The sequence below is a fragment of the Pseudomonas sp. SLBN-26 genome, assembly GCF_006715895.1.
Taxonomy (GTDB): domain Bacteria; phylum Pseudomonadota; class Gammaproteobacteria; order Pseudomonadales; family Pseudomonadaceae; genus Metapseudomonas; species Metapseudomonas otitidis.
The window spans coordinates 3,064,880-3,077,463 of the sequence record NZ_VFOB01000001.1 but is presented as its reverse complement, the minus strand read 5'-3'; the positions used below and the strand labels follow the sequence as shown (position 1 = coordinate 3,077,463).

Below are 12,584 nucleotides of genomic sequence, written 5' to 3'. Positions count from 1 at the left end.
GAGGGGCAGGGTGGGTGTCATTGTTCACGCCCACCGGCGGGAGTGGGCATGAGCACGATGGGTGGACCGGTGAAGCGTGGTGCCCCCTACGCTGCCGGCTCTTGTAGTGCGTCGCGCGTTACCGCCTGCCCCGGCATTCGTTTGCTGCTGCCATCCTGCAATCAGGCGGGACACGCCGAGGTGGGTAGGGTGGATTCCGCTCTTTGCGTCCACCAGAGCGCACGTGCCGCGTTGATGAGGCCGCGAGGTGTGATCCGCTTCGTGCCATGCGGTTCGGCTGGCCTCCCGGGCTGAAGCCCGGGCTACAGGATGTATCGCCCTCTCCTGGCTGCAGAACCGTGGTTTCAGGCCTTTGCCGCTGCCTGCCACAGCACTTCGCCGATCCCCTGTCGCCGGGCGATCAGGCGGGCGGCGACGAAGAGCAGGTCGGAGAGGCGGTTGAGGTAGGCGAGCAATTCCCCCCGCAGGGGCTCCTCGGCGTTGAGGGCCTGGGCACGGCGTTCGGCGGTGCGGGCGGCGGAGCGGCAGACGTGGGCTAGGGCCACCAGGCGCGAGCCGCCGGGCAGGATGAAGTTCTCCAAGGGGCCCAGCTCCTCGTTCCAGCGGTCGATGGCCACTTCCAGCCGCTCCACTTCGCTGGCGCGCAGCGACTGGTACTCGGGCATCGAGAGTTCGCCACCGAGGTCGAACAGACGGTGCTGGCAGGGCGCGAGCACCTCGATCACCTCGGCCAGTCCGGGCCAGTCGGCCTGGCGCTCGGTCATCTCGGCCAGCAGCAGCCCGATCTGGCTGTTGAGGCTGTCCACCTCGCCGATGGCTTCGATGCGGGGGTGGTTCTTGGAGACGCGACGGTTGCCGGAGAGGCCGGTCTGCCCCTGGTCGCCGGTGCGGGTGTAGATCTTCGAAAGGCGGTTTCCCATGTCAGGCTCCTGGGGCGCTGGCATTCAACGGCAGGCGCAGGGTGAAGCAGGTGCCCTGTCCGGGCTTGGACTGCACTTCCATCTGGCCTTTGTGGTTGTTGGTGATGATGAAGTAGGAGACGGAGAGCCCGAGTCCGGTGCCCTGGCCCACCTCCTTGGTGGTGAAGAAGGGCTCGAAGATGCGCTTGCGCACGTTCTCGGGGATGCCCACGCCATTGTCCTCCACCTGGACTTCAGCCCAGGGCGGCGCCAGGCGGGTGCGCAGGGCGATATGGCCTTCCTGCTCGTCCTCGCGCTGGTGGATGGCCTGGGCGGCGTTCTTCAGCAGGTTGAGCAGCACCTGCTCCAGTTCGTTGGCGGTGCCGGGCACCGGGCCCAGCTTCGGGTCGAACTCGCGGGTGATGCGCATGCCCTTGAAGTCGAAGCCCTCGGTGAGGTCGAAGTCGTTGCTGGCGATTTCCACGGCCTGGTCCAGCAACTGGGGCAGTTGGCAGGGCTCCATCTGACGGTTGCTGCGGCGGCTGAACGCCAGCATGTGGGTGACGATCTTGGCCGCGCGGCTGCCGGCCTGGTGGATGCCGTCCAGCAGCTTGGGCACCTCGCGTGCTTCCAGGTACTGGTTGACGGCCTCCAGGCGTATGCCGGTGGCCTCGGCCTGCTCGCGGTTCTTCTCCAGCTCGGGGGAGAGGCGGCGGCGGATGTTCTGCACGTTGTGCAGGATGGCGCCGAGGGGGTTGTTGATCTCGTGGGCCATGCCGGCCGCGAGGCCGCCGACGGAGAGCATCTTCTCCGACTGCACCATCAGCTCCTCCATGGACAGGCGCTGGGTGATGTCGTCGATGCGGATCACCACGCCACGCCCGGTGCCGCCCATCAGCGGGTAGAAGGTCAGGGCGTAGTGGTGCACCTCTTCCCCCATCAGCCAGCTGACCCGCTCGACCTTCTCCACCCGGTGATACTCGGCGGTGCGCTTGATCTGCGGCAGGAAGGGCTTGAGCGAGGGGAAGGCGAGGAACACCGGCTGGTTGAGCGCGTCGTCCAGCGGTGTGCCGGAGAGGGCAGTGGCTTCCTGGTTCCATTGGGTGACATAGAGCTGCTCGTCGAGGGCGATCAGCGCCGACGGCATCGAGTCGATGATGCTGTTGAGGTAGTTCTGGAACCCCGTCAGCTTCTTTTCGATCTTGCTGCGCACCTGCACTTCCAGCTCCAGCTTGCGGTTGGAGTGGCGTGTCTCCTCGGCCAGGGCCTGGGCCTGGTTGAAGGCCGCCTGGGACTCGTCCCGCGCGCGCTTGAGCTGCTGTTCGCGGGCTTCCATGCGGCTGAGCATGGTGTTGAAGGCGTCGGCCAGGCTGCCGATCTCGTCGCGGTGGCCGCGCTCGGCACGCAGGGAGTAGTTCTCTTCCCGGGTCACCTGGCGCGAGAGTTCTTCCAGTTCGTGGATCGGCCGGGTGATCAGGCGGCGGATCTGGCGGGCCACCAGCATCCACATCAGGACGCTGCAGGCGAGGATCGCCAGGCTGGCGCTGAGGGTGCCGGTGTAGAAGGCGCCGGGCAGTTCGCTGGAGGCCACCAGCAGCAGGTGGCCCGGTGGGCCTGCCGGTTGCGGCAGCTCCACCACCTGGGTGGTGCGGAATTCATGCAGGCGCCAGCGCTTCAGGGCGTCGGCGTGCTGCGGGAGCTTCAGGCCGCTGCCGCTGATCCGTTCGGCCAGGCGCTGGCCCTGGCTGTCGTAGATTGCCGCAGCGCGCAGGGGGCCGTAGCCCTCCAGCTGGATGAGCAGATGCTCGGCGGCCTCCGCCGAGGACAAGGCTTCGCCGGCCAGTTGTGGGGTGGCGATCAGGCGGCCGAGGGTCTGCAGGGCCTGGGGCGCCATGCTCTCCTGGGAGATCCAGTAGGCGGCGCTGATGAAGGCCAGGTTGGCGATCAGCAGCACGGTGGCCAGCAGGACCAGCAGGGCGGCCAGCAGTTTGCGGCCGACGGACAGGTTCTCGAGGCGTTGGCGCAGGCTGTTCACGGGCAGGGTCCAGGCAGGGCGCGGGGAAGGCGGCAGGTTAGCGCGGGGCTCAGTCCTGGGGCAATCCGTGGGCGGCCAGGTGCTGGCGCAGGGCGTCCAGCAGCTGTTCCAGGCGTGGCAGCGACACGCCCAGGCGCCGTGCCTCGGCACTGGCGTGGCCGATCAGGTAGCGGATCTCGGTGCGTTGGCCGCGCGCCACGTCCTGGTACATGGAGGAGTAGTTGGCGGCGGTGGCGTCGATCACTCGCCACACCTCCTGGTGCAGATCGCGCGCGGCGTCGGTCTGGCCCCAGGCCTGGAGCAGCCGGGCGAGCTCGTCGCACAGGCCGTTGACCGCCTCCGGCTGGGCGGCCAGTTCGCCGTTGCGGCAATGGTGCAGCACCGTCAGCGGGTTGATCGCGCAGTTGAGCGCCAGCTTGCGCCAGAGCCGGGTTTCGATGTCGGCGGTCCACCCGTGGGGGATGCCGGCTGCCTCCAGTTCGCCCAGCCAGGCCGGCGGGGCGGAGGCGAGTGGGTCGCCCAGCCAGGTGAACCCCTGCCCGGCGAACACCACGCGGAAGTCCGCCTCGCGGAAGGCACCTTCGGTGCTGGAGGCGAGGATGCAGCGGGCCTGGGGCAGGCTGTCCGCCACGGCCTGCTGGCTACCGAGGCCGTTCTGCAGCAGCACCACCTCGGCACCGGGGGCCAGCCGTGCGCGGACGCTGGCCACGGCGGCTTCGGCGTCATAGGCCTTGCAGGCGACGAGCAGGCGCTGGATCGGGTCGGGGGCGCTGGCGAGTTCGGCTGGCAGGGCGCAGGTCCGGGCTTGGCCCTGGGTCACCAGGGTCAGCCCGCCCGCCTGGTGGTAGGCGGCCAGGCGAGCTTCGTCACGCAGCAGCAGGCGCACGTCCAGGCCCGCCTGGGCGAGGCGGCAGGCCCACAGTGTGCCGAGGCTACCGCTGCCGAGGATGTGCCAGGTCATGCGCTGGGCAGGCGTACCGCGCTGACCCGGCCGCTGGCGTAGGAGTCCGGCAGGAGACGCTCGGCCCGTTCGAGCAGGGCCTCGACCTCCACCGGGAGGGCCTTGGCGTCCAGGCCCACCAGGCTGATGCCGGCCTTGAGGGTGATGAAGCCTTCGCTGGTCTTGAAGGCCTTGAGGTTCAGGCTTTCATGCAGGCGCTTGAAGCTGCTGGGGGAGCACTCGTGCAGGTCGCCCAGCAGGGTGATCAGGCCGAAATGGTTGTCGTCCAGCCGGGTCAGCACGTCCAGCGGGCGGACCAGCTGCTGCAGCCGGCGGGAAACGCCCTGCAGCAGTTCGTTGTAGAACGCCGGGCCGTATTGGTTGCGCAGCTGCGGCGCATCCTGCAGGCCGATCAGCAGGTAGCACAGGGCGCCGCCACGGGACTCCACCTGGCGCAGGCTGTCGGCCAGCTTCTGGCGCAGGTAGCGGGGGTTGCCGAGGCCGGTGAGGGAGTCCACCAGATTGCGCTGCTCCAGGCTGGCGATGTTCTGGGTCATCAGCCGGTTCTCGTGGAGCAGGCGCTGCAGGGTGTTGCACAGGCGGTCGGCGGCGTAGACGCGCGGCACCAGTTGCTCGTTCATCGAGGACTTGCTGATGAAGTCGTCCACGCCGCGGTCGAAGGCCTCGCCCAGCACGTTCTCGCCTTCCTTGCCGGTCAGCAGGATGACGTAGGTGTAGTGGTCGATCATCTCGTCGAGCTGGCGTACCCGCGCGGTGAGTTCCAGGCCGTCGATCTCGGGCATCAGCCAGTCCGCCAACAACACGTTCGCCGGTCGCTCTTCCAGCAGGCGCAGGGCCTCGCCCGCACTGTTGGCGAAGCGGACGTCCTGATAGCCGGCCTGGCTCAGCGCCCGGCCGATCATCGCACTGGAGAACTTGGCGTCATCCACCACCAGGATGCTGAGGTGAGGGTTGGGCATGGCAGGCTCGCAAGAAAGGCAGAAGAGGGGAGATTGATGGCTTGGTGATATCAGTGCCTATTTCAGCAGGTTTTCATGCCGACGGTTAGCGCTGAATGTGTCGCTGCCACGCATTCCCGCAAAAAAGGGAATCCTGATCGTTATAATGGGCGCCCATTCTCACCCGTCAAGCCAGGCGCATTCCTTACGTGATGTGGGTCGCGCCGTCTATCTGGAGGAAACCCATGCCATCGTTCGACGTGGTGTCCGAGCTGGACAAGCACGAACTCACCAACGCCCTCGACAACGCCACCAAGGAACTGGAGCGCCGCTTCGACCTGCGCGGCAAGTGCAGCGTGGAGTGCAAGGACAAGTCCGTCACCATCACTGCCGAGGCCGATTTCATGCTGGAGCAGGTGCTGGACATCCTGCGTAGCTGCCTGATCAAGCGGAAACTCGACATCCAGTGCATGGAGCTCAAGGACCCGTACCCGTCCGGCAAGGTGGTCAAGCAGGAAGTGAACTTCCGCGAGGGCATCGACAAGGAGCTGGCGAAGAAGATCGTCGCCCTGATCAAGGACAAGAAGCTCAAGGTCCAGGCCGCCATCCAGGGCGAGCAGGTGCGTGTCACCGGCAAGAAGCGCGACGACCTGCAGGAAGCCATCGCCCTGCTGCGTGGCGAATCCCTCGGCATGCCGCTGCAGTACACCAACTTCCGCGACTGACCCGGTTGAACCTTCGCGGTCTCCCCGCGTCGCACATAGGCCCGCTTGCCGCCCTGCTTGCCAGGGCGGCTGCGGTTTTCTCGAGTCGATAGAAGGAGGTCCGCATGGACATGAACCTCGACAACCTGGTCAGGCAGTCCGAAGCCTGGCTCCCCGTCATTCTCGAATACAGCGGCAAGGTCACCCTCGCCCTGGTGACGCTGCTGGTCGGCTGGTGGCTGATCAACCTGCTCACCAACCGGGTCAGCGCCCTGCTGTCGATGCGCCGGGTCGACCTGACCCTGCACCGCTTCATTTCCAACCTGGCCAACATCGCCCTCAAGGTGCTGCTGCTGGTCAGCGTCGCCTCGATGATCGGCATCGAGACCACCTCCTTCATCGCCGCCATCGGCGCCGCCGGCCTGGCCATCGGCCTGGCGCTGCAGGGCAGCCTGGCGAACTTCGCCGGCGGGGTGCTGATCCTGTTCTTCCGGCCGTTCAAGGTGGGCGACTTCATCGAGGCCCAGGGCATCTCCGGGACCGTCGACAGCATCCAGATCTTCCACACCGTGCTGCGCACCGGCGACAACCGCACGGTGATCGTGCCCAACGGCGCGCTGTCCAACGGCATCATCACCAACACCTCCAGCCAGCCCACCCGGCAGGTGATGTACGAGGTGAAGGTCGACTACGCCAGCGACCTGGCCAAGGCGCGCGAGGCCCTGCTGGCCCTGGCGAACGATCCCCGTGTGTTGCCTGACCCGGCACCCGTGGTGGTGGTGGCTGCGCTGACGGATACGTCCATCAACCTGTCCCTGCGTCTGTGGACGGCTGCAGGCGACTACGGTGCGGTGATCTTCATGCTCAACGAGCAGGTGCGTGACCGCTTGCGCGCGGCTGGCGTGGAACTGGCCCAGCCGCCCAGGCTGGTGCAGGTCCAGCCGGGCTAGGCCCGGATGATGAAAAAGGCCGGCGTGATGCCGGCCTTTTTCATGGGCGTTCGGAGGAGGGGGGCCGTGCCGGCTCCTCGGCCTTGGGTTCGGCGGGCTGCACCGATTTACGCGACTCGCGGCTCCACTGGATGGCGATCAGCACCAGGGTCGGGATGCCGAGGATGGCGGTCAGCTGGAAGAACTGGTGATAGCCCAGGCTCTCCACCATCACCCCGGAATAGCCGCCGATCAGGCGCGGCAGCAGCATCATCAGCGAACTGAGCAGCGCGTACTGGGTCGCCGAGAACTTCAGGTTGGTCAGGCTCGACAGATAGGCCACGAAGGCCGAGGTGGCTAGCCCGGCGCTGAAGTTGTCGCAGGAGATGGTGAGGATCAGCATCTGCAAATGCGCGCCCATGTCGCTGAGCACCACGAACATCAGGTTGGTGGCCGCCGACGCGGCACCGCCGATGAACAGGATGGGCAGGATGCCGAAGCGCACGATCAGCACCCCGCCGGCGCCGGCGCCCAGCAGCGTCATCACCAGGCCGAAGACCTTGCTGACGCTGGCGATCTGGTCCTTGGTGAAGCCCTGGTCGATGTAGAAGACGTTGGCCATCACCCCCATCACCGTGTCCGACATCCGGTAGGTGGCGATCAGCCCCAGCAGCAGCAGGGCCTGCCAGCGGTAGCGCTGGACGAACTCGCTGATGGGGGTCACCACCGGCGCCATCAGCAGGCGCCCCGGTGCGGAGAAGCAGGCCAGGGTGATCAGCACGAACAGCGTGCCCCGGGGCCAGGCGCCCGAGGCGTAGGCCTTGATGGCCGCCGCCGTGGTCACCAGGATCACGATCAGCACGATCATCGATACGGCCTGGTGCACGAAATCGAAGTTGGGAATCACCTTGCCCCGCGCTGCCGCCAGCAGTTGCCGGCGTTGCTGGCTGAGCAGGTCGCGCACCGGGGCGATCTGGCGGCGCCCCCAGGGCGACAGGCACGCCACCAGGAACAGGAAGTAGAGCAGGGCCCGTGGCCAGGCGCGGTCGAGCATGCCGGTGATCATCGCCGGCAGGGAAATCAGCATCACCAGCAGGATCAGCACCGAGGCGAGCTGGTCCTTGAGGCGGAAGCGCGAGGTGCTGGTCTGCACCTGGGCGTCGATGTGGGGTTCTCGCATCCACAGGCTGGTGATCAGCCCCGGCAGCATCAGCAGCGCGAACACCAGGTAGGTGCTGGCCCAGGCGCCGTATTCATAGGCACCGGCGGTGGAACCGAACCCCTCGGCGAAATACAGGGCGCCCGCCGTGGCGAGCAGGGCCGAGACCCGGTAGCCCAGCATGTAGCTGGCGGCCAGGGCGGCCTGGCGGCTGTCGTCGGCGATTTCCAGGCGGTAGGCATCCACCGCGATGTCCTGGGTGGCCGAGGCGAAGGCCACCACCACCGCGAGGCCGATCAGCCAGGTCAGGTGTGCCTTGGGGTCGGCGAGGGCCATGCCGATCAGGCCGAGTGCAACCAGCGCCTGGGATAGCACCAGCCAGGAACGGCGCCGGCCGAGGCGGCCCAGCAGCGGCAGGCGGAACTGGTCCAGCAGCGGCGACCAGATCCATTTGAAGGCGTAGGCCAGGCCAATGAGGCTGGCGAAGCCGATGGTCTCGCGGGCGACGCCGGCCTCGCGCAACCAGACGGAGAGGGTGGAGAACACCAGCATGTACGGCAGCCCTGCCGCAAAGCCCAGCAGGAGCAGGGCCAGGGTGGCCGGGCTGGCATAGGCGGCCAGGGCGGCGCGCCAGGTTCGGTGGGACATCAGGCGTGAGATCCAGAGGGCACGGGGCGGTCCTTGACGGCGTGCGCGCCGGGGACCGCAACAAAGCGCGCACTCTAACCCTTGGGTGGCATGGGAAGCCAGCCGTGCCGACGCATGTCCACCCGTTCGTTGTGGATGAAGACCCCTTCGGCCCGCAAACGTGCCCGTTGTTCGTCACCGGAGACGGTTCCGGCGGGCAGGCTGAGCCGTCCGCCCGCCGCGATCACGCGGTGCCAGGGCAGGCGGGTGCCTTCCGGCAACTGACCGAGGGTACGGCCCACCCAGCGCGCCGCGCGGCCCAGTCCGGCCATTTCGCCCAGTTGCCCATAGCTGACCACCTTGCCGGGCGGAACCTGGGCCAGCGTGAGGTAGAGGGCTTCGCGACGGGCTTCCGGGCTGGAGAGCCGCAAATCGTCCTGGGCAGGGGGCGTTGACGGGGGCATGGCGGGTTCCGGCGGGCGGTGGCGGCCAGCATAGGGCGGCGCCAGGGGAGGAGCAATGTGGGAGGCGGCGACGGGAACTTGGCGACGATACGTCGGTCAGTCCTTGCTCAGCCGCCGGGCTTGCGGATAATGCCCGGTTTTTCCGCACAGTCCTGAGCCTGCGTATCCGCCATGTTGTCCAGAAAACTCCTTTGCCTGGCCCTTGCTGCCGCTTCGACCTCCACCTTCGCCGACACCGTCTGGATGAAGAACGGTGACCGCCTGACCGGCAAGATCCGCGTCTTCGACGGCGGCAAACTGATGTTGCAGACGGACTACGGCGGTTCCATCCCGCTGGACTGGTCCAAGGTCGCCACCCTGCAGAGCGACCAGGAACTGATGGTCAAGCAGGACGACCTCACCGGCGAGCGCGCCAAGACCCTGATGCCGGCCGAGCCGGGCAAAGTGATCCTGGCCAACGGCGAGGCGCCCAAGACCGTCGAGCTGGCCAGCATCGAACAGATCATGAAGCCCAAGCCCTTCGTCGAGGACCTGACCTGGACCGGCAACGTCGACGTCTCGCTCGACTACAAGCGCGCCGAGAAGGACACCGACGACTACGACGTCGACTTCAAGACCAAGGCCCGTCATGGTCGCTGGCGGCACAACGCCAACGGCGAGTACAACCGCGAATTCCAGAACGAGGTGAAGACCACCGAGAACTGGGAGCTGGAGTACGCCCTCGACCGCTTCATCACCGACAAGTTCTTCTGGCAAGGCCGCGCCGGCTACAAGCGCGACAAGATCGAGGAGCTGCGTCGCCAGCGCACCGTGGGTACCGGCCCCGGCTACCAGTTCTGGGACGACGAGCTGGGCGCCTTCTCCCTGGCCTCCCTGATCAACCGCACCGACTACCAGTACGACACCGGCGAGAAGGACAACTTCTATGCCCTCGGCGTGAAGTGGGACTACAACCGCTACCTGGTGGGCAAGACCGTCGAGTTCTTCACCACCGGCGAAGTGGGCCGCCCGCTGGGCAACGCCGCCGATTACTCCCTGGATGCCGAGGTGGGCCTGCGCTACAAGGTCACCGACTGGGCGTCGCTCAACATGAAGGCCGAGCGCGACCTGGTCAGCGGTGCCGAAGGGGACACCGACCGAACCCGCTACACCGTTGGCTTCGGTATCGGCTGGTAACGCCGACCGGCATGAAAAAGCCCCGCTTCGGCGGGGCTTTTTCGTGGAGCGGGGCGTGCCTTACAGGCGCAGGCCACCGTCCAGTTCCAGCACGCGGCCGGTGAAGTAGTCGTTCTCCAGGATGTAGGCCACCGAGTGGGCGATCTCCATCGGCTTGCCCAGGCGCTTGAGCGGAATGCCGGCGGTCATCTTCTCCAGGGCCTCGGGCTTCATGCTGGCGACCATCTCGGTCTCGATGAAGCCGGGGGCCACGGCGCCGACGCGGATGCCGTAGCGTGCCAGCTCCTTGGCCCACACCACGGTATCGGCCGCCACCCCGGCCTTGGCCGCGGAGTAGTTGGCCTGGCCCATGTTGCCGGCGCGGGAAATGGAGGAAATGTTGACGATGGCGCCTTCGTTCTTCAGCTCGATCATCTTCGCGGCCACTTCGCGGGTGCAGAGGAACACGCCGGTCAGGTTCACGTCGATCACCGCCTGCCACTGGGCCAGGCTCATCTTGGTCAGCTCGCCGTCCTTGACCTTGATGGTCAGGCCGTCGCGCAGGATACCGGCGTTGTTCACCAGGCCGTTGATCGCGCCGAAGTCATCCGCCACCTGGCTGACCAGGTGGGTCACCTGCTCTTCGTTGGCCACGTTGCACAGGTAGGCGCGGGCGTCGCCACCGGCTGCCTTGCAGGCCGCCACGGCCTCGTCCAGGCGCTCCTGGTTGAGGTCGACCAGCGCCAGGCGTGCGCCCTTGGCCGCCAGGTATTCGCCCATGGCCCGGCCCAGGCCCTGGCCGCCGCCGGTGATGATGATGACCTTGTCTTTCAGCTGCATGGTGTAGCCCCTCGAACTGGGAATTATGGATCGCTGTGCCCCGCTGGCAGCCCGGAACCGTTATCCTGAGCGCCCGTCCGTTTACGACGGATTCTCTGCGAGGAGTCAGAAGGTGAGCGTGAAAGCCGCAAAGAATGCCCGAGAATTGCTGCTCAAGGAATACCGGGGCGTGCTCTCGACCCAGTCCAAGGCCATGCCCGGCTACCCCTTCGGATCGGTGGCCCCCTATTGCCTGGACGCCGAGGGGCGGCCGCTCATTCTCATCAGCCGCATCGCCCAGCACACCCACAACCTGCAGAAGGACCCGAAGTGCTCGCTGCTGGTGGGTGAGCGTGGCGCCGATGACATCCAGGCCGTCGGCCGCCTGACCCTGCTGGCGGAGGCGCGCCAGTTGACGGAGCCCGAGGCCATCGCCGCCGCGGGTGCGCGCTACTACCGCTACTTCCCCCAATCCCGTGACTACCACCTGACCCATGATTTCGATTTCTGGGTACTGGAACCGGTGCGTGCCCGTTTCATCGGCGGCTTCGGCGCCATCCACTGGATCGACGAGGTGGCCCTGGCCAACCCCTTCGCCGGGGAAAGCGAGACCGGGATGGTGGAGCACATGAACGCCGACCATCGCAGCGCCATCGACCACTACCTGGCCCTGCGCGGCCTGCCGGCCGATCCGGCGGCCGAACTGGTGGGCATCGACAGCGAAGGCTTCCATGTCCGGCTGGGTCAGAGCATTCACTGGCTGCCCTTCCCAACATCCTGCAACACACCGGGTGCAGTCCGTCAGGCCCTGGTGGCGCTGGCCCGGGCCGACCGCTGGCCGGATGCCGAGGCCCCCGACGCTTGAATTCGCCGGAGGCCGGCTTCATGTAGCTGTCTTACCGGAAGCCGTTCTTCCGCGAAGGAAACTTTCATGCGTGTCTTTGCGTTCCTCTTCCTGCTGTTCCCGCTCATCGAGCTGGCCGTCCTGATCAAGGTCGGCAGCGTCATCGGCGTCTTCCCGACCCTGCTGCTGCTGGTGGCCACCGCCTTGCTGGGCAGCTTCATGCTGCGCATCGCCGGCGTCGCCACCGCCTGGCGCGCCCGTGAGCGGCTGGCCCGGGGCGAACTGCCGGAGCAGGAGATGCTCGAGGGATTGATGATCGCGGTCGGCGGCGGCCTGCTGCTGCTCCCCGGCTTCATCAGCGACCTCTTCGGGCTGGTCTGCATCATCCCCTTCACACGTCGCCTGATCATCCGTCGTGTCCTGCAGCGTGCCGCTCGACAAGCCGAACGCCAGCGGGCCTTCTCCGACGACCCGCTGGCGCGCAATCAGCCGCGCCATAACGTCATCGAAGGCGAATACGAGCGTCGCGACGACTGATTCCGCCCCGTTATCGGGCGGCCCGAGGAATTTTTTTCGGGTGCCCCTTGAAATGCCGCCAGGCGACCCTATCTATCCGACACCGCAAGGTTACTGCCCCCAGGGGCAGTTCAGACTTCCGCAGCGTGCCTGGCACGCTGCTGCCGGCACCGCCGGCTTTTGCTAACCCGCCGGTGATTTTCACCGGCGCCGGAAAACACTGATTGGGAGAGTTAGACCATGAAGCTTCGTCCCCTGCATGACCGCGTCGTGATCCGTCGCAGCGAAGAAGAAACCAAGACCGCTGGCGGCATCGTGCTGCCGGGCTCGGCTGCCGAGAAGCCGAACCGCGGCGAAGTGGTTGCTGTCGGTACCGGTCGCGTGCTGGACAACGGCGAAGTCCGTCCCCTGGCTGTGAAGGTCGGTGACCAGGTTGTGTTCGGCCCTTACTCCGGCAGCAACACCGTGAAAGTCGATGGTGAAGACCTGCTGGTCATGGGCGAGAACGAAATCCTCGCTGTCATCGAAGCCTGA

At 66.7% G+C, this 12,584-nt stretch carries 12 protein-coding genes and 1 pseudogene; 6 read left to right on the top strand and 7 right to left on the bottom strand.

Annotation, left to right across the window (positions count from 1 at the left end; genetic code table 11):
- Positions 1-344 precede the first annotated feature (344 nt).
- The 4 genes and pseudogenes from FBY21_RS14095 to FBY21_RS14080 all read right to left on the bottom strand — a co-directional run.
- Entirely contained in the window at positions 345-920 is a 576-nt protein-coding gene (locus FBY21_RS14095) for a cob(I)yrinic acid a,c-diamide adenosyltransferase (RefSeq protein WP_142011830.1), read from the bottom strand.
- 1 nt (position 921) lies between these two features.
- The gene (locus FBY21_RS14090) at positions 922-2,934 is read right to left on the bottom strand and encodes an ATP-binding protein (RefSeq protein WP_142011828.1); all 2,013 of its coding nucleotides are present in this window, start codon (positions 2,932-2,934) and stop codon (positions 922-924) included.
- A gap of 49 nt (positions 2,935-2,983) precedes the next feature.
- Positions 2,984-3,895 carry a putative 2-dehydropantoate 2-reductase gene (locus tag FBY21_RS14085; protein WP_142011826.1) on the bottom strand — a complete coding sequence of 304 codons (912 nt, stop codon included), beginning with the start codon at positions 3,893-3,895 and terminating at the stop codon, positions 2,984-2,986.
- A pseudogene (locus tag FBY21_RS14080) lies at positions 3,892-4,863 on the bottom strand (response regulator); the annotation flags it as partial. The gene FBY21_RS14085 and the pseudogene FBY21_RS14080, both read right to left, overlap by 4 nt.
- Positions 4,864-5,078: 215 nt before the next feature.
- On the opposite strand from FBY21_RS14080, the gene FBY21_RS14075 reads away from it, so the two are divergent.
- Both FBY21_RS14075 and FBY21_RS14070 read left to right on the top strand, forming a co-directional pair.
- A complete protein-coding gene (locus FBY21_RS14075) occupies positions 5,079-5,558 on the top strand; it encodes a YajQ family cyclic di-GMP-binding protein (RefSeq protein ID WP_044409504.1) in 480 nt (159 codons plus the stop codon).
- A gap of 104 nt (positions 5,559-5,662) precedes the next feature.
- On the top strand, positions 5,663-6,487 hold the full coding sequence (locus FBY21_RS14070; protein WP_142011823.1) for a mechanosensitive ion channel family protein: 825 nt from the start codon (positions 5,663-5,665) through the stop codon (positions 6,485-6,487).
- A 40-nt stretch (positions 6,488-6,527) separates the two neighbouring features.
- Here the strand turns inward: FBY21_RS14070 and FBY21_RS14065 are convergent, their stop codons facing one another.
- Together FBY21_RS14065 and FBY21_RS14060 are read right to left on the bottom strand one after the other, a co-directional pair.
- A complete protein-coding gene (locus tag FBY21_RS14065; RefSeq protein ID WP_142011821.1) occupies positions 6,528-8,273 on the bottom strand; it encodes an AmpG family muropeptide MFS transporter in 1,746 nt (581 codons plus the stop codon).
- 74 nt (positions 8,274-8,347) lie between these two features.
- Positions 8,348-8,716 (bottom strand): MGMT family protein, encoded by a 369-nt coding sequence (locus FBY21_RS14060; RefSeq protein WP_044409498.1) that lies wholly within the window; start codon positions 8,714-8,716, stop codon positions 8,348-8,350.
- A 171-nt stretch (positions 8,717-8,887) separates the two neighbouring features.
- Between FBY21_RS14060 and FBY21_RS14055 the strand changes: the two genes are divergently transcribed.
- Positions 8,888-9,892, top strand: a complete 1,005-nt coding sequence (locus tag FBY21_RS14055; RefSeq protein ID WP_044409495.1) for a DUF481 domain-containing protein — start codon at positions 8,888-8,890, stop codon at positions 9,890-9,892.
- 60 nt (positions 9,893-9,952) lie between these two features.
- On the opposite strand, the gene FBY21_RS14050 is transcribed toward FBY21_RS14055, so the two are convergent.
- Positions 9,953-10,711 (bottom strand): SDR family oxidoreductase, encoded by a 759-nt coding sequence (locus tag FBY21_RS14050; protein WP_044409491.1) that lies wholly within the window; start codon positions 10,709-10,711, stop codon positions 9,953-9,955.
- 112 nt (positions 10,712-10,823) lie between these two features.
- Here FBY21_RS14050 and FBY21_RS14045 point away from each other — a divergent pair, with 112 nt between their 5' ends.
- The 3 genes from FBY21_RS14045 to FBY21_RS14035 all read left to right on the top strand — a co-directional run bounded on the left by FBY21_RS14045 (position 10,824) and on the right by FBY21_RS14035 (position 12,584).
- Positions 10,824-11,555, top strand: coding sequence for a HugZ family protein (locus FBY21_RS14045; RefSeq protein WP_044409488.1), 732 nt, complete (start codon positions 10,824-10,826; stop codon positions 11,553-11,555).
- A 66-nt stretch (positions 11,556-11,621) separates the two neighbouring features.
- Entirely contained in the window at positions 11,622-12,071 is a 450-nt protein-coding gene (locus tag FBY21_RS14040; protein ID WP_044409485.1) for an FxsA family protein, read from the top strand.
- 219 nt (positions 12,072-12,290) lie between these two features.
- Entirely contained in the window at positions 12,291-12,584 is a 294-nt protein-coding gene (locus tag FBY21_RS14035) for a co-chaperone GroES (protein ID WP_044409482.1), read from the top strand.

Excerpts from the sequence above, each read along its gene's own strand:
- FBY21_RS14095 (WP_142011830.1), bottom strand. The coding sequence starts at position 920 with ATGGGAAACCGCCTTTCGAAGATCTACACCCGCACCGGCGACCAGGGG.
- FBY21_RS14055 (WP_044409495.1), top strand. The coding sequence starts at position 8,888 with ATGTTGTCCAGAAAACTCCTTTGCCTGGCCCTTGCTGCCGCTTCGACC.
- FBY21_RS14075 (WP_044409504.1), top strand. The coding sequence starts at position 5,079 with ATGCCATCGTTCGACGTGGTGTCCGAGCTGGACAAGCACGAACTCACC.
- FBY21_RS14085 (WP_142011826.1), bottom strand. The coding sequence starts at position 3,895 with ATGACCTGGCACATCCTCGGCAGCGGTAGCCTCGGCACACTGTGGGCC.
- FBY21_RS14050 (WP_044409491.1), bottom strand. The coding sequence starts at position 10,711 with ATGCAGCTGAAAGACAAGGTCATCATCATCACCGGCGGCGGCCAGGGC.
- FBY21_RS14065 (WP_142011821.1), bottom strand. The coding sequence starts at position 8,273 with ATGTCCCACCGAACCTGGCGCGCCGCCCTGGCCGCCTATGCCAGCCCG.
- FBY21_RS14035 (WP_044409482.1), top strand. The coding sequence starts at position 12,291 with ATGAAGCTTCGTCCCCTGCATGACCGCGTCGTGATCCGTCGCAGCGAA.
- FBY21_RS14060 (WP_044409498.1), bottom strand. The coding sequence starts at position 8,716 with ATGCCCCCGTCAACGCCCCCTGCCCAGGACGATTTGCGGCTCTCCAGC.
- FBY21_RS14040 (WP_044409485.1), top strand. The coding sequence starts at position 11,622 with ATGCGTGTCTTTGCGTTCCTCTTCCTGCTGTTCCCGCTCATCGAGCTG.
- FBY21_RS14070 (WP_142011823.1), top strand. The coding sequence starts at position 5,663 with ATGGACATGAACCTCGACAACCTGGTCAGGCAGTCCGAAGCCTGGCTC.